The sequence below is a fragment of the Methyloversatilis sp. RAC08 genome (assembly GCF_001713355.1).
Taxonomy (GTDB): domain Bacteria; phylum Pseudomonadota; class Gammaproteobacteria; order Burkholderiales; family Rhodocyclaceae; genus Methyloversatilis.
Genome location: NZ_CP016448.1, coordinates 1,955,288 through 1,977,074, shown reverse-complemented (window position 1 = coordinate 1,977,074; position 21,787 = coordinate 1,955,288). Strand labels below are relative to the sequence as shown.

Annotated in this window: 24 protein-coding genes; all 24 read left to right on the top strand. The window is 68.5% G+C overall.

The genetic code is table 11. From position 1 onward, the window contains the following. Positions 1-206 precede the first annotated feature (206 nt). Entirely contained in the window at positions 207-1,136 is a 930-nt protein-coding gene (locus tag BSY238_RS09260) for a LysR family transcriptional regulator (protein WP_069038876.1), read from the top strand. A 308-nt stretch (positions 1,137-1,444) separates the two neighbouring features. Continuing rightward, positions 1,445-2,530, top strand: a complete 1,086-nt coding sequence (locus BSY238_RS09255; protein ID WP_069038875.1) for a hydrogenase small subunit — start codon at positions 1,445-1,447, stop codon at positions 2,528-2,530. Positions 2,531-2,580: 50 nt separating this feature from the next. After that, the gene (locus BSY238_RS09250) at positions 2,581-4,437 is read left to right on the top strand and encodes a nickel-dependent hydrogenase large subunit (RefSeq protein WP_069038874.1); all 1,857 of its coding nucleotides are present in this window, start codon (positions 2,581-2,583) and stop codon (positions 4,435-4,437) included. A gap of 36 nt (positions 4,438-4,473) precedes the next feature. Beyond that, positions 4,474-5,088 (top strand): HupE/UreJ family protein, encoded by a 615-nt coding sequence (locus BSY238_RS09245; RefSeq protein WP_069038873.1) that lies wholly within the window; start codon positions 4,474-4,476, stop codon positions 5,086-5,088. A 25-nt stretch (positions 5,089-5,113) separates the two neighbouring features. Further along, positions 5,114-5,842, top strand: coding sequence for a Ni/Fe-hydrogenase, b-type cytochrome subunit (gene cybH, locus BSY238_RS09240; protein WP_069038872.1), 729 nt, complete (start codon positions 5,114-5,116; stop codon positions 5,840-5,842). Between the two features lie 4 nt (positions 5,843-5,846). After that, positions 5,847-6,230: a HigA family addiction module antitoxin gene (locus BSY238_RS09235; protein WP_223300078.1), complete on the top strand. Its 384-nt coding sequence runs from the start codon at positions 5,847-5,849 to the stop codon at positions 6,228-6,230. Positions 6,231-6,253: 23 nt separating this feature from the next. Continuing rightward, positions 6,254-6,931, top strand: a complete 678-nt coding sequence (locus BSY238_RS09230; protein WP_069038871.1) for a HyaD/HybD family hydrogenase maturation endopeptidase — start codon at positions 6,254-6,256, stop codon at positions 6,929-6,931. A gap of 3 nt (positions 6,932-6,934) precedes the next feature. Further along, the gene (locus BSY238_RS09225; protein ID WP_069038870.1) at positions 6,935-7,300 is read left to right on the top strand and encodes a HypC/HybG/HupF family hydrogenase formation chaperone; all 366 of its coding nucleotides are present in this window, start codon (positions 6,935-6,937) and stop codon (positions 7,298-7,300) included. After that, the gene (locus BSY238_RS09220) at positions 7,297-7,791 is read left to right on the top strand and encodes a hydrogenase (protein ID WP_069038869.1); all 495 of its coding nucleotides are present in this window, start codon (positions 7,297-7,299) and stop codon (positions 7,789-7,791) included. The genes BSY238_RS09225 and BSY238_RS09220 overlap by 4 nt, the downstream gene beginning before the upstream one ends. A 14-nt stretch (positions 7,792-7,805) precedes the next feature. Further along, positions 7,806-8,681, top strand: a complete 876-nt coding sequence (locus tag BSY238_RS09215; RefSeq protein ID WP_069038868.1) for a hydrogenase expression/formation protein — start codon at positions 7,806-7,808, stop codon at positions 8,679-8,681. Between the two features lie 2 nt (positions 8,682-8,683). Then, a complete protein-coding gene (locus tag BSY238_RS18745; RefSeq protein WP_069038867.1) occupies positions 8,684-8,905 on the top strand; it encodes a rubredoxin in 222 nt (73 codons plus the stop codon). A 38-nt stretch (positions 8,906-8,943) separates the two neighbouring features. Then, positions 8,944-9,450: a [NiFe]-hydrogenase assembly chaperone HybE gene (gene hybE, locus BSY238_RS09205; RefSeq protein WP_069038866.1), complete on the top strand. Its 507-nt coding sequence runs from the start codon at positions 8,944-8,946 to the stop codon at positions 9,448-9,450. After that, positions 9,447-10,526, top strand: a complete 1,080-nt coding sequence (locus BSY238_RS09200) for a hydrogenase formation protein (protein WP_069038865.1) — start codon at positions 9,447-9,449, stop codon at positions 10,524-10,526. Before hybE ends, BSY238_RS09200 begins: the two co-directional genes overlap by 4 nt. After that, the gene (locus BSY238_RS09195; protein WP_069038864.1) at positions 10,519-10,863 is read left to right on the top strand and encodes a hydrogenase maturation nickel metallochaperone HypA/HybF; all 345 of its coding nucleotides are present in this window, start codon (positions 10,519-10,521) and stop codon (positions 10,861-10,863) included. The genes BSY238_RS09200 and BSY238_RS09195 overlap by 8 nt, the downstream gene beginning before the upstream one ends. A 141-nt stretch (positions 10,864-11,004) precedes the next feature. Next, complete coding sequence (gene hypB / locus BSY238_RS09190; RefSeq protein ID WP_083223990.1) at positions 11,005-11,970, top strand: hydrogenase nickel incorporation protein HypB; 966 nt, start codon at positions 11,005-11,007, stop codon at positions 11,968-11,970. Then, positions 11,967-13,106: a Kae1-like domain-containing protein gene (locus BSY238_RS09185; RefSeq protein WP_069038862.1), complete on the top strand. Its 1,140-nt coding sequence runs from the start codon at positions 11,967-11,969 to the stop codon at positions 13,104-13,106. Before hypB ends, BSY238_RS09185 begins: the two co-directional genes overlap by 4 nt. After that, positions 13,097-13,339, top strand: coding sequence for a HypC/HybG/HupF family hydrogenase formation chaperone (locus tag BSY238_RS09180; protein ID WP_069038861.1), 243 nt, complete (start codon positions 13,097-13,099; stop codon positions 13,337-13,339). The genes BSY238_RS09185 and BSY238_RS09180 overlap by 10 nt, the downstream gene beginning before the upstream one ends. Beyond that, entirely contained in the window at positions 13,336-14,475 is a 1,140-nt protein-coding gene (hypD, locus tag BSY238_RS09175) for a hydrogenase formation protein HypD (RefSeq protein WP_069038860.1), read from the top strand. Before BSY238_RS09180 ends, hypD begins: the two co-directional genes overlap by 4 nt. Continuing rightward, positions 14,472-15,548, top strand: a complete 1,077-nt coding sequence (gene hypE, locus BSY238_RS09170) for a hydrogenase expression/formation protein HypE (RefSeq protein WP_069038859.1) — start codon at positions 14,472-14,474, stop codon at positions 15,546-15,548. The genes hypD and hypE overlap by 4 nt, the downstream gene beginning before the upstream one ends. After that, positions 15,548-17,290, top strand: coding sequence for an enoyl-CoA hydratase-related protein (locus tag BSY238_RS09165; protein WP_069038858.1), 1,743 nt, complete (start codon positions 15,548-15,550; stop codon positions 17,288-17,290). Before hypE ends, BSY238_RS09165 begins: the two co-directional genes overlap by 1 nt. Next, entirely contained in the window at positions 17,287-18,735 is a 1,449-nt protein-coding gene (locus tag BSY238_RS09160; RefSeq protein ID WP_069038857.1) for a sigma-54-dependent transcriptional regulator, read from the top strand. Before BSY238_RS09165 ends, BSY238_RS09160 begins: the two co-directional genes overlap by 4 nt. Next, positions 18,735-20,567, top strand: a complete 1,833-nt coding sequence (locus BSY238_RS09155; protein WP_069038856.1) for an NAD(P)H-dependent oxidoreductase subunit E — start codon at positions 18,735-18,737, stop codon at positions 20,565-20,567. Before BSY238_RS09160 ends, BSY238_RS09155 begins: the two co-directional genes overlap by 1 nt. Next, complete coding sequence (locus BSY238_RS09150) at positions 20,564-21,256, top strand: 2Fe-2S iron-sulfur cluster-binding protein (protein ID WP_069038855.1); 693 nt, start codon at positions 20,564-20,566, stop codon at positions 21,254-21,256. The genes BSY238_RS09155 and BSY238_RS09150 overlap by 4 nt, the downstream gene beginning before the upstream one ends. Further along, the gene (locus tag BSY238_RS09145) at positions 21,253-21,786 is read left to right on the top strand and encodes an NADP oxidoreductase (RefSeq protein ID WP_069038854.1); all 534 of its coding nucleotides are present in this window, start codon (positions 21,253-21,255) and stop codon (positions 21,784-21,786) included. The genes BSY238_RS09150 and BSY238_RS09145 overlap by 4 nt, the downstream gene beginning before the upstream one ends. Position 21,787: the final 1 nt, after the last annotated feature.

Below are 21,787 nucleotides of genomic sequence, written 5' to 3'. Positions count from 1 at the left end.
TTTGATATTAAGTTACGCTTATGAACCAAAGGTGCAGCAGAATGTCGCAGCGCAGCAGTTCATCGGAGCTGAGGCCTGTGTGCAGCACAAGAGGTCTTGATTTGATGGAATTCTGGCAAAGTGCTGCAGCGCGACGTATCCGCCGGTCGGTGTCGCGCTGCTTGTGAAGGTCGGGTGTCTGTGATCCCCAGTCCGGGAGTGTGTACATGCTCAAGAACGCCACGCTTCGCCAGCTTTCCGCACTGCACGCAGTCGCCCGACTGGGCAGCGTGTCGCGTGCGGCCAGCGAAATCAATCTCACGCAGCCTGCGGTGTCGATCCAGCTCAAGCTGCTGGAAGAATCGGCCGGCACGCCGCTGATCGAACGCGAAGGACGCGGCATCCGGCTGACCACGGCGGGCGAAGTGATGGCCGACTACGCCGGGCGCATTCTCGAACTGTGGCGCGAGGTGGGCGACGAAATGGCCGCACACCGCGGCGTCGTGTCGCGCCGGTTGCGCATCGGCGTGGTGACCACGGCCGAATATCTGGTGCCGCGCATGCTGGTCGTGTTCGCGCGCGACAATCCGAACGTCGAAGTGAAGCTCAAGGTGGGCAACCGCGACGAAATCGTGCGCCTGCTGTCGAGCCACGAGGTCGATCTGGTCATCATGGGCCGCGCGCCCAAGGAGCTGAAAACCCAGGCCACGCCGTTTGCGCGCCACACGATGGCCTTCATCGCCGCGCCGTCGCATCCGCTGATGGCGCGCGGCCCGCTGCTGCTGAGGGATCTGGCGCAGGAAGACCTGCTGGTGCGCGAACGTGGCTCGGGTACGCGCACCACGCTGGAAAAGCTGTTCCGCGATGCCGAGCTGAATCTGCGCGTCGGCTCCGAGCTGTCGAGCAACGAGGCGATCAAGCAGATGTGCGCCGCCGGATTCGGTCTTGCCTTCATGTCGCAGCACATCTGCCGGCACGAACTGGCATCGGGCGAACTGGCGCTGCTGCCGGTCGAACGCAACCCGATCGAGCGCGAGTGGTTCGTCATCCATCTGGCCGCGCGTACCCTGGCCCCGGTGGCCGCCGCCTTCGAGCAGTTCCTGATCGAACACGGCCAGAAACACGTGCAGGACCAGCTGCTGCGCGCACCGGTCTGACGCCTCCGGGCGCACGCTGCTGCGTCCGGACTGCTCACGGCGATCCCTGCCCGCTGCAAGCGCGCTTTCCGCCGCCTGGTGGAAAGCGCAAATCCACCTTCCACCGTCGCCTGACGACAGCCGCCGCCTGACCTGTCCGCTCGAATGCGTTTTTCGATACGGAACAAGGTCTTGATCTGAATACCTATTTTGCTGCAGCGCAAAATTTCCGTCTGGCCCGCATCTTGTTAGTCATCCCCACCACCGGCGCGAACCAGAGGTTCGATCGGGGCGTGGCATGACAACAAGACGCACAGGGAGACACCAGGATGGAAACCTTCTATGAGGTGATGCGCCGGCAGGGCATTTCGCGCCGCAGCTTTCTCAAGTACTGCTCGCTGACTGCCACGTCGCTCGGGCTCGGCCCGGCCTTCGTGCCGCAGATCGCGCATGCGATGGAAACCAAGCCGCGCACGCCGGTGCTGTGGCTGCACGGGCTGGAATGCACCTGCTGTTCCGAATCCTTCATCCGCTCGGCGCATCCGCTGGCGAAGGACGTGGTGCTATCGATGATTTCGCTCGACTACGACGACACGCTGATGGCCGCCGCCGGGCACCAGGCCGAGGCGATCCTCGAAGAGATCATGACCAAGTACAAGGGCAACTACATCCTGGCGGTCGAGGGCAACCCGCCGCTGAACCAGGACGGCATGAGCTGCATCATCGGCGGCAAGCCCTTCATCGACCAGTTGAAGCACGTGGCCAAGGACGCCAAGGCCATCATCAGCTGGGGCAGCTGCGCCAGCTGGGGCTGCGTGCAGGCGGCGAAGCCGAACCCGACCCAGGCTACGCCGGTGCACAAGGTCATCTTCGACAAGCCCATCATCAAGGTGCCTGGCTGCCCGCCGATCGCCGAGGTGATGACCGGCGTCATCACCTACATGCTCACCTTCGACCGCATTCCCGAACTGGACCGCCAGGGCCGGCCGAAGATGTTCTACAGCCAGCGCATCCACGACAAGTGCTACCGCCGCCCGCACTTCGACGCCGGCCAGTTCGTCGAGGCCTGGGACGACGACTCGGCGCGCAAGGGCTACTGCCTCTACAAGGTCGGCTGCAAGGGCCCGACCACCTACAACGCCTGTTCCACCGTGCAGTGGAACGAGGGCACCAGCTTCCCGATCAAGGCCGGCCACGGCTGCATCGGCTGTTCGGAAGACGGCTTCTGGGACAAGGGTTCGTTCTACGACCGGCTGACCGACATCCACCAGTTCGGCATCGAGGCGAACGCCGATCAGGTCGGCGCGACGGCCGCCGGCGTGGTCGGTGCAGCCGCGGTGGCGCACGCCGCGGTATCGGCGATCAAGCGCGCCTCGCACAAGAACGATACCCCCGCCAGCACGGCTGACCACTGATCACGGACCTGCCCGCGCGGGCAGGTCGGGTTCCAGCAAAGGATACGAAGATGGGTGCTTACGAAACGCAGGGTTTCAACATGGACAACTCGGGCCGGCGCATCGTCGTCGACCCGGTCACGCGCATCGAAGGCCACATGCGCTGCGAAGTGAATGTGGACGAGAACAACATCATCCGCAACGCGGTGTCGACCGGCACCATGTGGCGCGGTCTGGAGGTGATTCTCAAGGGCCGCGATCCGCGCGACGCCTGGGCCTTCGTCGAACGCATCTGCGGCGTGTGTACCGGCTGTCACGCGCTCACCTCGGTGCGTGCGGTCGAGGATGCGCTGGGCATCCGGATTCCGCTGAACGCGCACCTGATCCGCGAAATGATGGCGAAGACGCTGCAGGTGCATGATCACGCGGTGCATTTCTATCACCTGCACGCGCTCGACTGGGTGGACGTCGTGTCGGCGCTCAAGGCCGACCCGAAGCAGACCAGCGAACTGCAGCATCTGGTGTCGCCGTCGCATCCGATGTCTTCGCCCGGCTATTTCCGCGACATCCAGAACCGCCTGAAGAAATTCGTCGAAAGCGGCCAGCTCGGCCCGTTCATGAATGGTTACTGGGGCAGCAAGGCCTATGTGCTGCCGCCGGAAGCCAATCTGATGGCGGTCACCCACTACCTCGAAGCGCTCGACCTGCAGAAGGAGTGGGTCAAGGTGCACACCATCTTCGGCGGCAAGAACCCGCATCCGAACTACCTGGTCGGCGGTGTGCCGTGCGCGATCAATATCGACGGTGATGGCGCCGCCGGTGCGCCGATCAACATGGAGCGGCTGAATTTCGTCGAGGCGCGCATCAAGGAAATGATCGAGTTCAACAACAACGTCTACATCCCGGACGTTCTGGCCATCGGCACGATCTACAAGAACGCCGGCTGGCTGTACGGCGGCGGCCTGTCGGCGACCAACGTGGCCGACTACGGCACCTACGAGAAGGTGCCGTACGACCACAGCACGCACCAGCTGCCGGGCGGCGTCATCCTCGATGGCAACTGGGACGACATCCACGAAATCGATCCGCGCGATCCCGAGCAGGTGCAGGAATTCGTCAATCACAGCTGGTACAGGTACGCCGACGAAAGCAAGGGCCTGCACCCGTGGGACGGCGAGACCGAGCCGAATTACGAGCTCGGCGCCAACACGAAGGGCACGCGCACGAACATCGAGCAAATCGACGAAAGCGCGAAGTACTCGTGGATCAAGTCGCCGCGCTGGCGCGGCCACGCGGTCGAGGTCGGACCGCTGTCGCGCTACATCCTCGGCTATGCGCACGCGCTCAAGGGCAACACGTGGTGCCAGCGCGTGAAGCAGCAGATCGACGAGTCGGCGGTGGCCATCAACAGTGCCATCCCGAAGGCACTCGGCCTGCCCGAGACGCAATACACGCTCAAGCAGCTGCTGCCAACCACCATCGGCCGCACGCTGGCACGCGCACTGGAAAGCCAGTACGCCGCGGAAATGATGATGGACGACTACAAGCAGCTGATCGGCAACATCAAGGCCGGCGACACCAGCACCGCCAACGTCGAGAAGTGGGACCCGAAGACCTGGCCGAAGGAAGCCAAGGGCGTGGGCACCGTCGCCGCGCCGCGCGGCATGCTGGGCCACTGGATCCGCATCAAGGACGGCCGCATCGAGAACTACCAGTGCGTCGTGCCGACCACCTGGAACGGCAGCCCGCGTGACACCAAGGGGCAGATCGGCGCCTTCGAAGCCAGCCTGATGAACACGCCGATGGCCAATCCGGAACAGCCGGTCGAAATCCTGCGCACATTGCATTCCTTCGATCCCTGCCTCGCCTGCTCGACCCACGTGATGAGCGAGGACGGCCGCGAACTGACCACGGTGAAGGTGCGCTGAACGGCGCCCACGACAACAAGACATCAGGAGGAAACAATGAATACGTCCCCATCCATTTTCCCGGCCACCTCCATGGTCCGCCGCGTCTGCGTCGCGGCCGCCATGATGCTGGCAGCCGGTATTGCCCAGGCGCATGAAGGTCACGGCGCACACGGCCTGGCCGCCGGTCTGGCGCATCCCTTCGCCGGCGTCGATCACCTGCTGGCGATGATCGCCGTCGGCATCTGGTCGGCCGCCGTGCTGCCGGCTGCGCAACGCCTGGCCGGCCCGGCCTTCTTCCTGCTCGCGCTGCTGGCCGGTGCCTTCATCGGCGTGCAGACCGGCGCTGGTGTCTACATCGAAGCCGGTGTGGCGCTCAGCGTCGCACTGTTCGGCGTGCTGCTGCTGGCACGCCGCCAGCTGCCGGCGGCGGCCGGCTTCGCACTGGTCGCTGCCGCTGGTGCGCTGCACGGGGTGGCGCACGGCGCCGAGTGGGCGGCAGGTTCGTCCTTCGCTGCCTACGCCGCCGGCTTCATGCTCGGTTCTGCACTGCTGCATGCCGCTGGTCTCGCAGCGGGCGCTGCGCTGGCGCGCGTGCCGGCCTGGGTGTGGCGCGTGCAGGCGGCAGGGCTCGGCGTCGCCGGCCTGTTCATGTTCGCGTCGCGCATCTGAAGCAGTCAACCGCGGGAGACGACAGATGTCCGCCACTACAGAAAAGTTGTCCCACGCCACCGGCATCGATGAGGGGGCAGTCGCCCACGGCCGCTCGATCAAGTCGGTCTACGTGTATGAGGCGCCGGTGCGCGTGTGGCACTGGATCAACGCGCTGGCGATCACGGTGCTCGCGCTGACCGGCTACTTCATCGGCTCGCCGCTGCCGACCCAGCCGGGCGAAGCCAGCGCCAACTACCTGATGGGCTACATCCGCTTCGCCCACTTCGCCGCCGGCTACATCCTCGCTGTCGGTCTAATCGGCCGCACCTACTGGGCCATCGTCGGCAACCACCATGCGCGCGAGCTGTACTGGGTGCCGCTCTTTACGAAGGCCTATTGGGTCGAAGTGCTGGGCATGCTGAAGTGGTACGCCTTCATCAGCCCGCGTCCCGGACGCTATGTCGGCCACAACCCGCTGGCGCGCTTCGCGATGTTCTTCGGCTATCTGGTGCTCACCGTTTTCATGATCGTGACCGGCTTTGCGCTGTACGGCGAAGGCGCGCAGATGGGGTCATGGCAGGAACGCATGTTCGGCTGGGTCATCCCGCTGTTCGGCCAGTCGCAGGATGTGCATACCTGGCACCACCTCGGCATGTGGGCGCTGATCGTGTTCATCATCGTGCACATCTATGCGGCGATCCGCGAGGACATCATGGGTCGCTCCAGCGTGGTGAGCACGATGATTTCCGGCCACCGCACGTTCAAGGACTGACGCCATGTCGGCCGCTGCCCCCTCGTCTCCAGGCAGGCTCGTTGTGCCACCCTTGCGCCCCGGACGGTCACCGCTGCGACGCGCACCCGCCGGCATTCCGGTACGGGCGCCGTGGCATCCGGGACGATTTCTTTCGCGCAACTATCTCGAACCGCTCGGCCTGTCGCAGAGCGAAGCCGCGCGTGCGCTCGGCATGTCGCGCCGCCGCCTGCACGAAATCGTGCACGGCCAGCGCGCGATGACGCCCGACACCGCCATTCGCTGCGCCCTGCTGTTCGGCACCGACGCCGCCTTCTGGCTGGCGCTGCAGTCCGCCTGGGACAGCTTCCACGCCTGGAAGGCGCTGCGCGCCACGCCTCACGCCACGCTTCCGCGCGGCGCTCACTGATTCTTTCCGAAGGGAATTCGACCGTGACCCCGAATCCGTCCGCAAGCAGCTGTCACCCACCCCGTGACAGCATCGTCGTACTCGGCATCGGCAATGTACTGTGGGCCGACGAGGGCTTCGGCGTGCGCTGCGTCGAAGCGCTGCAGCATCGCTTCGAATTCGATTTCGCACCGGAAGGAGGCCCCGAGGTGCAGCTGATCGATGGCGGCACGCAGGGCCTCTACCTCGTGCAGCACGTGCAGGCGGCCGACTGCCTGCTCATCTTCGACGCCATCGACTATAGCCTCGAACCGGGCACGCTCAAGTGCATCGCCGACGACGACGTACCGCGCTTCCTGGGCGCGAAGAAGATGAGCCTGCACCAGACCGGCTTCCAGGAAGTGCTGATGCTGGCGCAGCTGACCGGGCGGTACCCGCGCGAAGTGCTGCTGATCGGCTGTCAGCCGGAAGAGCTGGAGGACTACGGCGGCAGCCTGCGACCCACGGTGCGCCGCGCGATGGAAGGTGCGCTGGCGCTGGGGCTGGATGCGCTGCGCCGCTGGGGCGCACGACCGGTGCCGCGCACCACGCCGCTGACCGTGCGCGAGTGCATCACCTTCGCCGAGCTCGAACTGGCGCGCTACGAGGATGAGCGTCCGCCGGAAGCGCTCGCCTGCCGCAGCGGCGACGCGCGTTTCTTTCCGAACCCCGTCGAGCGCTGAACCATGTGCCTGGGCATACCGATGCAGGTGACGGCGGTCGAGCCGGGTCGCGCGCGCTGCGCGGGCCGGCTGGGCGAACGCCGCGTGCGCAGCGCGCTGGTCGGCGACGTGGCCGTCGGCGACTGGCTGATGGTGTTCCTCGACAGCGCGCAGGAACGCATTACGGTCGAGCGCGCACGCGAAGTCGACGCCACGCTGGACCTGATCGAAGCCGTCATGCAGGGCGAAGCCGGCGATGGCGATGCCGCCTTCGCGCTGCCGTCGGCGATGAGCAGCGAACAACTGCGGGCGCTGTCCGGCGCCCGCGCGGAAGTGCAGTACACCGCACCGGAAAACTCGCAGCACACCACGCAGGGAGAAAGCGCATGAACATCGAAACCGCATCATCGGAAACGGTCGTAACGCTGCCGGTCGCCGCGCCGGCAGCCGTGTCGCCGCTGATCGACCGTCTGGTCAGCGCACACGGCGCGAACTGGCTCACCGCCGACAACGTCGCCGACTGGGCGGCCGCTGGCGGCGACCGCGTCATCCTGCTGGCCGGCGACCCGGTGCGCTTCCCCGAGGCGCTGGACCTCGCCGTCGTGCTGCCCGAACTGCATCGGCACTTCGCGCAGCGCTTCGCCATCGGCGTCGCCACGCGCGAACACGAGGACGCGATCGCCAAACGCTACGGCTCGATCCGCTGGCCGGCGCTGGTGTTCGTGCGCGACGGCCAGTACGTCACCGTGCTGTCCGGCATGCTCGACTGGCAGGTCTATGTCGAGCGCGTCGGCGAAGCGCTCGCGATGCCCGCGTCGCGCGCGCCCACCATCGGCATTCCGGTGCGCAATGGCAGCGCATCCGATTCTTCCTGTCATTGAGCGGAGTACGGCACGTGAAAGAGTTTCCCGCATTTCCCATTCCTGTCGCCGTCATCGGCCCCGGCACCCAGATCGAAGACGAAGCGCTGCACTACCTCAACATGCCGCAGGGCATGGAAACCTTCCGTCCGCCCATCCTGCCCGAGCCGGAAGAGCTGGTCGGCCACGAACAGGCACATCTGGCGCTGCGCGACGTTCTTGCCTGCCTCGGCGAGACGCGCGCGGACGGCCGCAACCGCAGCATCGACCTGACCCGTCTGCCGCCCGAGGATCTGAAGCTGATCAACCAGGTCATGGGCGAGGGCGAGGTCAGCGCGCAGGTGCGCACCGACGGAGATGCGGCCCACCACGTGGCGGTGCAGGAGTCGGTGTTCGCCGGCGTCTGGCGCGTCATCGTCAGCGATGGCGGCCGCGTCGTGTCCGACACGATGGAGGTCGGTGCCATTCCGCAGGTGCTGCGTACCTCGGCCACCGAAGACCTGTGGATCGCCGCGCCGCGCTGGCAGGGCGCGCTGCCGCCCAATGTGCAGAATGCACCGGCGCTGCTGGCCGAGATCGGCGACCAGTGGCGCGGCTGGCAGCCCGGCAAGCCGGCGCACGTGGTGAACCTGACGCTGCTGCCGATGTCGGTCGAAGACATCGGCTTCATGGACCACCACCTCGGCACCGGCCGCGTGCTCATCCTGTCGCGCGGCTATGGCAACTGCCGCATCACCAATACGCGCGTGCCCAACACCTGGCGCGTCGTGTATTACAACTCGCAGGACGTGGTCATCCTGAATACGGTCGAAGTGTCCGCGCTGCCGGAAGTCGCGCTGGCGGCGAAGGAAGATATGGAGGACTCGTTCGAGCGTCTGACCGAAGTGCTGGCCTGGGTGGAAGGCGACTGATCATGTCGGCCAATGTGCGCTTCGAAGGCAGCTATCTCGGCGACGCCGGCAAGTTGCCGGACAATGCGAAGCTCGAATGCAAGATCTGCTGGTGGGTGTATGACCCGCAGCAGGGCGACCCGGTGTGGCAGATCGCGCCGGGCACCGCCTTCGCCGACCTGCCGCCGCACTGGCGCTGCCCGCAGTGCGACGGCGATGCCGACCAGTTCATGGTGATCGACTGAGGTTGATCGCCTCACCTCACCGCACCTGAGCGACCGACATGACCGCCGACCCGATGCTCGCCTACCGTATCAGCGCCCTCGAAGCGCTGTTCCGTCAGATCGCCGACACCCGCATGGCCGGGCTGCCGATCGTGAATGCGGCGCTGCGCGTCGAGGCGGTGGGTTTCGAGCCCTGTGCGTCAGAGCCGGACCTGCCGCCGGCGGCCAGCGGCGTGCTGCTGACGCCGTGGTTCATGAACCTGGTGCGCCTGCCGTTGGCGCGCGAGGACGACCTTGGGCGCATCGGCGTCACGCGCCGGCTGGCGCTCGGGCGCGAGCGCTTCGACTTCATCGGCGCACACGAAGCCGCCATCGGCACCTTCGACGCCTGTTCGCTGTTTTCGCCGATGTTCGATTTCGCTTCGCAGGACACCGCCGTCGCCACCGCGCAGGCGGTGCTGGCTCGGCTGCGCGAACCGCTGCCCGAGGTGGCGAAGGATGCGGCGGAACAGCCGGAACGCCCGGCCCGCCGTGGCTTCCTGTTCGGGCGGAGCCGCACGCCATGATGTCGCTCGACGCACTGGCCGGTGTGCTGCGCGTGCAGCCGGGTGCCCCGCGCCCGGCCGCGCTGAGCGGTCAGCGTCCGGACTGGGCGGCGCGCCTCGCCGTCGGTCGCCCGGCGCAGTCGCTGCCCGATCTGCTCGGCGCCGTGTTCAGCCTGTGCAGCCACGCGCACCGGCTGTGCGCGCGGGCTGCGGTCGGCGCCGCGCAAGGCGTCGATGCGCAGCAGCCGGACACCCTGCACGGCGAAACACTGCGCGAACACCTGCGCCGCGTCCTGCTCGACTGGCCGGTGCTGCTGACGGCCGGGCCGTCGGCCGACGCGCAGCGCGCGCTCGCCAGCTGTCCGATGCTGCGCGACGACGGTTGTGCCGACAACATGCCGGATTGGCTCGAGCATCATCTGCTCGGTGTCGCGCCGGCGCGCTGGCTAACCGCCTTCGAGCGCGCGCCGCAGCAGGCCTTCGCCGACTGGCGCGATGCCGCGCCGTCCTGGCTGGCGCGACTGCTGCGCGATGGGGCTGCGCTGGCCGACGCACCGGTGGCCGCTGCCGCGCCGCTGCACGTGCATGCCAGCGAAGCGGCGCTGCGCGCACTCGCCGTCAGGATGACGGAGGACCCCGCCTTCACCCGTCGCCCGCGGATCGACGGCGCCTGTGCCGAAACCGGCTGCTGGACGCGGCTGGACGATGACGCCCCGCCTGCATCCGCGTCCGATCGCCTCGCCGCGCGACTGGCCGAACTGGTGCGCCTTGCCTTGCCCGGCGGCGAACACCGCCTGCGCAGCGGCCGTCTCGCGCTGGCGCCGGGCGAGGGGCTGGCCTGGGCTGAAATGGCACGCGGACTGCTCATCCATCACGTTCGGCTTGATGGCCACGGCGCTGACGCGCGCATCGAGGCCTGCCACGTGCTGGCGCCGACCGAATGGAATTTCGATGCCGATGGTGCGGTGGCGACTGCGCTCGAAGAACTGGACCCAGCAGAGCCCGACTGTGCGCGCCGTGTCGCGTTGCTGATGGCCGCCTGGGACCCCTGCGTGCGCTATGAGCTGGTCGACGCCGTGGAGGTGGTCGATGCATGAAGCCAGCCTTGCCGGGGGCATCCTGCAGCTGGTCGAACGCACCGCAGCGCGCGAGCGTTTCGCCCGCGTTACGCATCTGCGGCTGGAGGCGGGGCAGCTCGCCGGCGTCGAGTCGCGCGCACTGCGCTTCGCGCTCGAAGCCATCGCGCCCGGCACGCTGCTCGACGGCGCGCAGATCGACATCGACGAACCACCGGGCGAAGCCTGGTGCATGGACTGCAGCCTCACCGTGCAGATCGCGCAGCGTGGCGATGCCTGCATGCATTGCGGCGGCTACCGGCTGCAGCCGACCGGCGGTACCGAACTGAAGGTGATCGACATGCAGGTAGAGGATTGAGAAGCGGTTCTTGTGGGAGCGAGCTTGCTCGCGACGGGCGCCTGCACGGCGCTGCAGGATTTTTCGCGTCGTCGCGAGCACGCTCGCTCCCACAGGAAATGAAGACCCGGCCTGGACCGGGCAAGGACTGAGGAGACCGATATGTGCGTAGTGTGTGGATGTGCCGGTGACGGCAGCCAGGTGACGATGGAAGGGCACGGGCACGCGCATCCGCCCAGTCCTTATTCACCCGCGGCGCGGCGGGCGAAGTCCGGTGCGCCGGCGATCCGCCGGGCGGAACTGGCGCATGCGGGGGCCTCGCACGTCGCGGTGGACCCGGCCAGCGGCGACCTGCATTTCGGCGCCGGCGCGGCGAAGGTGTCGGTGCCCGGCATGAGCCAGGCGCGCGCGATACGGCTGGAAACCGACATCCTCGGCGAGAACGACCGCGTGGCGGCGCAGAACCGCGCGCAGTTCGCGGCGCACGGCGTGACCGCGCTGAACCTCGTGTCCAGCCCCGGCTCCGGCAAGACCACATTGCTGTGCGCCACCATCGAAGCGCTGAAGACGCGCGCCCCCGGTCTGCCGGTGGCGGTGATCGAGGGCGACCAGCAGACCTCGTTCGACGCCGACCGCATCCGCGCCACCGGCGCGCCGGCGCTGCAGATCAACACCGGCAAGGGCTGTCACCTCGACGCGCCCATGGTGGCCGAGGCCTTCGCCCGGCTGCACGACCACCACCATCACGGCCGCAGCCTGCTGTTCATCGAGAACGTCGGCAACCTCGTGTGCCCGGCGATGTGGGATCTGGGCGAGGCGGCCAAGGTGGCCATCCTGTCGGTGACCGAAGGCGAGGACAAGCCCCTGAAGTACCCGGACATGTTCGCCGCCAGCACGCTCATGCTGGTGAACAAGATCGACCTGCTGCCCTACCTGAATTTCGACGTCGAGCGCTGCATCGCCTTCGCGCGCCGCGTCAATCCGGCCATCGAAGTGATCCGCGTATCGGCCACCACCGGCGAAGGCATGGGCGACTGGCTGGCGTGGATCGACGCGCGACTGAAGGTCGACGCGGTGGCGGGCCTGCAGGCGCACATCGACGACATCGTGCGGAGCACCGCTTCATGAGCCCGCGGCTCCCCACCGTGCTGGCGGCCGGCGCCTGGCTGAAGAATGCCGCCTGCCTGTTCGAGGATGGCCGCGCCGTCTGGTCGCCGCTGCACGGCGACCTCGGCGACCCGCAGGCCTGCGTGGCACTCGACCGTTCGCTGGACACCTTGCTCGCGCAGGCAACCACGCCGATTGCAGCGATCGCGCACGACCTGCACCCGGATTTCTACAGCACGCAGCGGGCGGTCGCGCTGGCCGACCGGCTCGGCGTGCCGGCCATCGGCGTGCAGCACCACCACGCGCACATCGCCGCCGTGATGGCCGAACACGGCCTGACCGAACCGGTGATCGGGCTGGCGCTCGACGGCGTGGGCCTGGGCACCGACGGTCTCGCCTGGGGCGGAGAACTGCTGTGGGTCGCCGCCGGCGACTGGCGCCGGCTCGGCCACCTGTGGCCGCTGCGCCTGGCCGGTGGCGACGTCGCCGCGCGCGAGCCGTGGCGCATGGCCGCCGCCGCGATGCAGACCCTGGGTCGCGACGCCGAAATCGAAGCGCGCTACACCGCTGCAGTCGGCGCGCAGGCCGCGCGCACCGTCGCCCGCATGCTGGACAGCGGTCTGAACAGCCCGCCGACCACCAGCACCGGCCGCTGGTTCGACGCCGCCGCTGGCGCGCTCGGCTTCAGCGTGCGCCAGTCGCATGAGGCGGAAGCCGCCATAGCGCTCGAATCGGCCGCGCAGCGCTGGTTCGCGGCACACGGCGAGCCGCCGCTGGACAGCGCCGTCGAGGTCGCGGGCGACAGAATGCTCGACCTGCGTCCGCTGCTCGCCCGCCTGCTCGACTGGCCGCGCGACCGCGCAGACGAAGCCGCCGCGTTCTTCCACGTGGCGCTGGCCGACGGCCTCGCGCACTGGGCAATCAACGCCGCGCAGCACGCCGGGGTCGATACCGTCTGCCTCGGCGGAGGCTGTTTCATGAATGCGCTGCTGACCCGCCGCGTCACGCTGCGGCTGCAGCGCCGCGTGCTGCGCGTGCTGCGGCCGCAAGCCACCTCATGTGGCGATGCCGGTCTGGCACTCGGCCAGGCGTGGGCGGTCGCACAGCAGATCCACCTGTCACCCGGCGTGCTCACGGAGTCCCTGTCATGTGTCTAGCCATCCCAGCCCTTCTGGTCGAACTGCGCGCGGACGAACGCGCGCTGGTGAACCTAGGCGGCATCCGCAAGGACGTGTCGATCGAACTGGTGCCCGAGGCGCAGGTCGGCGACTACGTCATCGTCCATGTCGGCCACGCCATAGGCATGATCGACCCGGAAGAGGCCGAGCGCACGCTGGCGCTGTTCGGCGAAATGTCGGCGGCGATGGCTGCGGCGGAGCCGGCGCCATGAAATACATCGACGAATTCCGCGACGGCGAAGTCGCCCGCAAGATCGCCGACCGCCTGGCCATCGAAGCACGCGGCGATCGCCAGTACAGTTTCATGGAGTTCTGCGGCGGCCATACGCACGCCATCTCGCGCTATGGCGTACGCGAGCTGCTGCCGGTCAATGTGCGCATGATCCACGGCCCGGGCTGCCCGGTGTGCGTGCTGCCGATCGGCCGCGTCGACATGGCGATCAAGCTGGCGCTCGAACACGAGGTCATCGTGTGCACCTACGGTGACACGATGCGCGTGCCGGCGTCCGACAGCCTGTCGCTGACGAAGGCCAAGGCGCGCGGCGGCGACATCCGCATGGTGTATTCGGCGGCCGACGCGCTCACCGTCGCGCGCGACAACCCGGAACGCCAGGTGGTGTTCTTCGCCATCGGCTTCGAAACGACGACGCCGCCGACCGCGCTGGCCATCCTGCGCGCGCAGCGCGAGGGGTTGAAGAATTTCAGCGTGCTGTGCTGTCACGTGCTGACGCCATCGGCCATCACCCACATCCTGGAGTCGCCGGAAGTACGCCAGTACGGCACGGTGCCGATCGACGGCTTCATCGGCCCGGCGCACGTGAGCATCGTCATCGGCTCGGGCCCGTACGAGCACTTCGCCGAGGAATACCGCAAGCCGGTCGTGATCGCCGGCTTCGAACCGCTCGACGTGATGCAGGCCATCCTGATGCTGGTGCGTCAGGTGAACGACGGCCGCGCCCACGTCGAGAACGAGTTCACCCGCGCGGTCGACCGCGACGGCAACCTCGCCGCGCAGCAGAAGGTGTCCGAAGTGTTCGAACTGCGGCCCAGCTTCGAATGGCGCGGCCTGGGCGAAGTGCCGTACAGCGCGCTGAAGATCCGCCCCGCCTTCGCCGAATTCGACGCCGAGCGCCGCTTCGGTCTCGGCTACAGGCCGGTGGCCGACAACAAGGCCTGCGAGTGCGGCGCCATCCTGCGCGGCGTCAAGCAGCCGACCGACTGCAGGATATTCGGCACCGTGTGCACGCCGGAAAACCCGGTGGGCTCGTGCATGGTGTCGAGCGAGGGGGCGTGCGCGGCTCACTATGCGTACGGGAGATTCAAGGACATTCCGGTGGTGACAGCATGAACGCGAGAGACGACAGCAAGGGAGGCACGGTGCGCGCCGGCTATGTGCGGCCGCTGGACATCCGCAACGGCCGCATCGACATGGGCCACGGCGCCGGCGGTCGCGCCGCCGCGCAACTGATCGAGGAAATCTTCCTCGCCGCCTTCGACAACCCCTTCCTGCGCCAGGGCAACGACGGCGCATCGCTGGCCATTCCGCAGGGCAGCCGCCTGGTGATGGCGACCGACGCGCACGTCATTTCGCCGCTGTTCTTTCCCGGCGGCGACATCGGTGCACTCAGCGTGCACGGCACGGTGAACGACGTGGCGATGATGGGCGCCACCCCGCTCTGGCTGTCGGCCAGCTTCATTCTCGAAGAAGGCTTTCCGCTGGCCGACCTCAAGCGCATCGTGCAGTCGATGGCCGCCGCCGCGCGCGAAGCCGGCGTCGCGGTGGTGACCGGCGACACCAAGGTGGTGGAGCAGGGCAAGGGCGACGGCGTATTCATCAGCACCACCGGTGTCGGCGTGGTGCCGCACGGCATCGACGTGTCGGGCGCCAACGCGCGGCCGGGCGACGTCATCCTGCTGTCGGGCACCGTGGGTGATCACGGCGTGGCGGTGCTGTCGCAGCGCGAATCGCTGGAGTTCGAAACCACCATCGTGTCGGACACCGCGGCGCTGAATGGCCTGGTCGCCGACATGCTGGCGGTGTGCCCGGCGATTCGCACGCTGCGCGACCCGACCCGCGGCGGCGTCGCCACCACGCTGAACGAGATCGCCCGCCAGTCCGGCGTTGGCATGCTGCTCGACGAAGCAGCGATACCGGTCAAGCCGGAAGTCGATGCGGCCTGTGAACTGCTCGGGCTGGACCCGCTGTACGTCGCCAACGAAGGCAAGCTCATCGCCATCGTGCCGGCCGAGCACGCCGACGCCGCGCTGGCCGCGATGCGTGCGCATCCGTACGGCGCGGACGCGGTACGCATCGGTGTCGTGCAGGAGGACGCGCACCACTTCGTGCAGATGAACACCCGCTTCGGCGGCCGGCGCGTGGTCGACTGGCTGAGCGGAGAGCAGTTGCCGCGCATCTGCTGATGCATGCGCTGCGCATCCTGCTGCTGTGCCACAGCTTCAACAGCCTGAGCCAGCGCCTGTACGTCGAACTGACGGCGCTCGGTCACACGCTGTCGGTCGAACTGGATATCGCCGACGCGGTGACCGAAGAGGCGATCGCGCTGTTCTGCCCTGACCTCGTGCTGGCGCCCTTCCTGAAGCGACGCACCCCGGAGCCGGTGTGGCGCGCCGTGCCGTGTTTCGTCGTGCACCCGGGTCCGCCCGGCGATCGCGGCCCGGCCGCGCTCGATTGGGCGATTCTGGAAGGGCGGCGAGAATGGGGCGTCACCGTGCTGCAGGCGGATGGCGATTTCGACGCCGGCCCGGTGTGGGCGCACGCCTGTTTCCCGCTGCGTGCGGCGTCCAAGGGCGCGATCTACCGGCGCGAGGTGACCGAGGCGGCGGTCGCGGCGACCTTGCAGGCGCTCGCACGCTTCGCTGCCGGCGATGCGCCGCAGCCGTTGGCGCCCGCTGCCGACGGCTGGCGCGGCGTGCTGCCGCAGTCGCGCCGCGCCATCGACTGGTCGAGCGACGACAGCGCCACGGTGCTGGCGAAGATGCGCGCCTCCGACGGCCAGCCGGGCGTCGTCGACACGCTGTTCGGCCGCCCCTGCCGGCTGTTCGACGCACACCCGGCGAGTACGGACGCGCTGGCCGGCCTCGGTGGAGAGCCGGGCGATGTGGTGGCGCAGCGCGAAGGTGCGCTGCTGCGCCGGACCGTCGATGGTGGCGTCTGGATAGGGCGCGTGTCGGTCTTGCCCGGCGATGCCGCGTCGCCGATCAAACTGCCGGCGACGCAGGCCTTTGCGGCAGAGGCAGCCACGCTGCCCGAACGTCCAGTGCCGCTCATGCGGGCGGCCGATGAGTGGGGCGAGCTGCGCTATACCGAGCGCGGCGAGGCGGACGCCCGCGTCGGCGTGCTGAGTTTCGATTTCTGCAATGGCGCGATGTCGACCGCACAGTGCCTGCGCCTGCGCGACGCGCTGGTCGAAGTGAAGCGGCGCGACACGCAGGTGCTGCTGATTGCCGGTGGCGACGGTTTCTTCAGCAACGGCATCGATCTGAACTGCATCGAGGCGGCGGCCCACCGCGACGGCGACAGCGCGGCCGACGAATCGTGGCGCAACATCAACGCGATGAACGACGTCGCGCTGGAAATCATCACGACGACCGACCGCCTCACCGTGTCGCTGCTGCGCGGCAACGCCGGTGCGGGCGGCGCCTTCCTCGCGCTGGCGGCCGACGAGGTTTGGGCGCAGCGCGGCGTCATGATGAATCCGCACTACAGGAACATGGGCAATCTGTATGGCTCGGAATACTGGACCTATCTGGCGCCGCGACGGCTCGGCGCAGATGGCGCACGCACGCTGATGCAGCGCCGGCTGCCGCTGTCGGCGCCCGAGGCGCTGCGCATCGGCTTCATCGACCGCTGTCTCGACATGCCGGCCGGCGACGCGCTCGATGCGGCGGTGCGGGAAGCCCGCCTGCTGGCTGCGTCGTACAATCTGCGCGATCGCGTGATGCGCAAGCAGACCGAGCGCGCAGCCGACGAAGCCGAATGTCCGCTCGCCGATTACCGCCAGGAAGAACTGTCCCGCATGCACCGCAACTTCTACGGCTTTGACCCCAGCTTCCACATCGCACGCCACCACTTCGTGCACAAGCTGCCGCATGCCTGGACGCCGCGCCATCTCGCCACCCACCGTGAGGTCGCTGCGCAATGAACGCCGCACCGCGCCTTCCGACGGTGCTGGTGGTTGACGACGAAGTGCGTTCGCAGGACGCGATGCGCCGCACGCTGGAAGAGGATTTCTCCGTGCTCACCGCCAGCGGTGCCGACGACGCGCGCCAGCAGCTGGAGCGGCACGAGGTGAACGTCATCCTGTGCGATCAGCGCATGCCCGGCCTGACCGGCGTGCTGTTCCTGAAAGAGGTGCGCGAGCGCTGGCCCGACGTCGTGCGCATCGTCATTTCCGGCTACACCGATTCGGAAGACATCATCGCCGGCATCAACGACGCCGGCATCTACCAGTACATCCTGAAACCATGGGTGCCCGACCACCTGCTGGCCACCGTGCGCAACGCCGCCGAGGCACAGACGCTGCAGCAGGAAACCGCCCGCCTCGACCTCGAACTGCGCACCGCCACACCGGTGCTGCGCCAGCGCGCCGCGCACAAGCTGGAGCGCGCGCGCCGCACCTTCGGTTTCGACCGCATCGAACGCTCGGCCGGCAGCCCGCTGGATTCGGTGTGCGAGATGGCGGCGCGCGTCGCCCGCTATGACCTGTCGGTGCTGGTGCTAGGCGAATCCGGCACCGGCAAGGAACTGCTGGCGCGCGCCATCCACTACGCCAGCCCGCGCGCCGGCGGCGCCTTCGTCGTCGAGAACTGCGCGGCGATACCGGAAACACTGCTCGAATCCGAACTGTTCGGTCACAAGCGCGGTGCCTTCACCGGCGCCTACGAAGACCACATCGGTCTGTTTCAGCGCGCCGATGGCGGCACCGTGTTCCTCGACGAAATCGGCGAAACCTCGCCCGCCTTCCAGGTGCGCCTGCTGCGTGTGCTGCAGGAAGGCGAGGTGCGGCCGGTCGGCGGCACGCGCGCGCTGCCGGTGGACGTGCGCGTCATCGCCGCCACCCACCGCGAGCTCGAACAGCGGGTGCGCGAAGGCCTGTTCCGCGAGGATCTGTATTACCGCATCGCCGGCGCCACCTTCACCGTGCCGCCGCTGCGCGAACGCGTCGGCGACATCGAGCCGATCGCCCGTCGCGTCGTCGAAGAGGTGGGCATCGAACTGGGCCGCCCCGGCGCCTCGCTGAGCGACGAGGCGATGGCCTGTCTGATGGGCTATCCGTGGCCCGGCAACATCCGCGAGCTGCGCAATGAACTGGCGCGCGCGCTGGCGCTGAGCGACAGCGAACGCATTGAGGCGCAGTCGCTGTCGCTGCGCGTGCTGCACGGTCAGGCCGGCCTGACCGCCACCGCCAGCGCCACCCCGCTGCCGGCCAGCGGCACGCTGGCCGAGCGGCTGGATGCCATCGAAGCCATGGTGCTGCGCGAAACGCTGCTGCGTCACCGCTGGAACAAGACGCGCGCCGCCAAGGAACTGGGGCTGTCGCGCGTCGGTCTGCGTGGAAAGATGGCGCGCTTCGGGCTGGAGGGATGATGGGCGACAACGCGGAAGTCCTCGGCGGGGCGGCACGGACAGCCGCCGACGCCGTGCTCGACCGCTGGCAGCGTGATCCGCACGCGCTGGTGCAGGTGCTGCGCGAAACGCAGGCAGTCACGCACTACCTGCCGCGCCCGCTGCTCGCCCACATCGCCGGCGCGCTCGGTCTGACGCTGGCCCACGTTGAAGGCGTGGCCGGCTTCTACCGTTTCTTCCACACCCGCCCGGTCGGCGGCACGCGGCTGCTGTTCTCCGACAACATCACCGACCGCATGCTGGGCAGCGAAGCGCTGCTGGCGCAGCTGTGCGCACGCCTCGGCGTCGTACCGGGCGAGGTGGACGCGCAGGGGCTCTTCAGCGTCGATCGCTGTTCCTGTACCGGGCTGTGTGACCAGGGGCCGGCGCTGCTGGTGAATCACCATCAGGTCATTACGCGACTGGACGCGGCGCGCGTCGATGCACTGGCCGATCTGCTGCTGGCCGGCACGCCGGTCGAGCAGTGGCCGGCGGCGTGGTTCGCGGTGGTCGATGGTGTGCAGCGAGCAGACCTGCTGCTGAGCGGTCTCGCCGCCGACGCGCCGACGTTGCCGGCCGTGCTCGCGCGGTCGCCGCAGGCCCTGCTCGACGGAGTGGCGCGGTCCGGCCTGCGCGGCCGCGGCGGCGCAGGCTTTCCGACCGCGCGCAAGTGGCAGGCCTGCCGCGACGCGGCCGGCGACCTGCGCGTCGTCGTCTGCAATGCCGACGAGGGCGAGCCCGGCACTTTCAAGGACCGCGTGCTGCTGGCGGTTCACGCCGACGCGGTGTTCGACGGCATGACGGTGGCGGCGCGCGCGATCGGCGCGCAGCAGGGCTTCGTGTACCTGCGCGGCGAGTACCGCTTCCTGCTGCCGCAGCTCGAAGAAGTGCTCGCGCGCCGCCGCGCGCAGGGCCTGCTCGGGCGCGATGCGTGCGGCGTCGCTGGCTTCGATTTCAACATCGCGATTCATCTGGGCGCCGGCGCCTACGTCTGCGGCGAAGAATCGGCGCTGATCGAATCGCTCGAAGGCAAACGCGGCACGCCGCGCATCCGCCCGCCCTTCCCGGTGCAGGCCGGCTATCTCGGCCGGCCGACGGTGGTGAACAACGTCGAAACCTTCTGCGCGGTCGCCCATATCGCGCGCCGCGGCGGCGCCTGGTGGGCCGGCATCGGCACCGCGCAATCGACCGGCACCAAGATCCATTCGGTGTCCGGCGACTGCGCGCGGCCCGGCCTGTACGAATACCCGCTGGGTACGACCATCGCGCAGATCCTCGCAGACTGCGGCGCCGGCGACGTACAGGCGGTGCAGGTCGGCGGACCGTCCGGCGCCTGCGTGCCGGCGTCCGAATTCAACCGCGCCATCGCCTTCGAGGACGTGCCCAGCGCTGGCGCCTTCATGGTGTTCGACCGCACGCGCGACCTGTTCGAGGTGGCGCGCCACTTCGCCCGCTTCTTCGCGCACGAGAGCTGTGGCCTGTGCACGCCCTGCCGCGTCGGCACCGAACTGGTGGTGCGGCGGCTGGACAAGCTGGCACACGCGCGCGGCGCCGGCCGGGCTTCGGCCTTCGACATCGAGCGCCTGCTTGACCTCGACACCGTGCTGCACAGCGGCACCCACTGCGGCCTGGGCGCGTCGGCCTGCAATCCGCTGCGCGACACGATGCGGCATTTCGGCGACGCCTATGCGCAGCGCTCGACCGCGCCGCAGTTCCAGCCGGACGTCGACCTCGACGCCGAACTGTCGTCTGCGCGCCGCGTGACCGGCCGGACCGACGCGGGCGCGCATCTGCACACGGACACGCCGGCATGAGCGCCGTCGATCCGACCTTCGAGCTTGACGGCCAGCCGGTCGCGCTGCAGCCGGGCGACACGATACTGGCCGCCGCAGCGCGCGCCGGGCTGGACATTCCCTACCTGTGCTGGAGCGCCGAGGTGTCGGCCAGCGCTTCGTGCCGGCTGTGCACCGTGCTGGCCGACGGCCGCCCGGTGGCCGCCTGCGTGACGCCGGCGGTGGCCGGCCAGAAGGTCGAATGCCGCACCGCGTCGCTGGCCACACAGCGGCTGCGCCTGCTGCAGATGCTGTTCGTCGAGGGCAATCACTTCTGTCCCGGCTGCGAAAAGAGCGGCAACTGCCTGCTGCAGGTGCAGGCCGAACGCGCCGGCATGACCGACCTGCATTTCGAAACGCTGAATCCGGAACGGCCGGTCGATGCCAGCCACCCGGACGTGCTGTTCGAACCCAACCGCTGCATCCTGTGCCAGTTGTGCGTGCGCGCCAGCGACGAAATCGACGGCAAGCGGGTGTTCGCCATCGGCGGCCACGGCATCGCCACCCGGCTGCTGATCGACAGCCCGAGCGGCCGCCTCGGCGACAGCGCGCTGTCGGTGGGCGACCGCGCCGCCCACATCTGCCCGGTCGGCGCGCTGCTGCCCAAGCGGGTCGGCTTCGCGGTGCCGATCGGCCGGCGCCGCTTCGACACGGAGGACACGCGCGGATGAATGCGAGCTCCCCATCGCCGCGCAAGCTGCGCGTCGCCACCGTGTCGCTGGCCGGCTGCTTCGGCTGCCACATGTCGCTGCTGGACATCGACGAGCGGCTGTTCGAACTGATCGAGCGGGTCGAATTCGACCGCTCGCCGCTGACCGACATCAAGACTGTCGGCCCCTGCGACATCGGTCTGGTCGAGGGCGGCCTGTGCAACGCCGAGAACGTCGAGGTGCTGCGCGCCTTTCGCGCGCACTGCAAGGTACTGGTGGCGGTCGGCGCCTGCGCCATCACCGGCGGCCTGCCGGCGCTGCGCAATCACCTGGACGTCGGCGACATCCTGCAGTCGGTGTACGGCGAGGTGCCGGATGACCCGGAGCTGCCGCTGCCGCTGAACCGCGTGCTGCCCATCCACGAGGTGGTGCATATTGACCACGCGCTGCCCGGCTGTCCGCCGCCGGCCGATGCCTTCTGGCAACTGCTGCAGGACCTGATCGCCGGTCGCACGCCGGTGCCGGCACCCGGCCTGATCCGCTACGACTGAA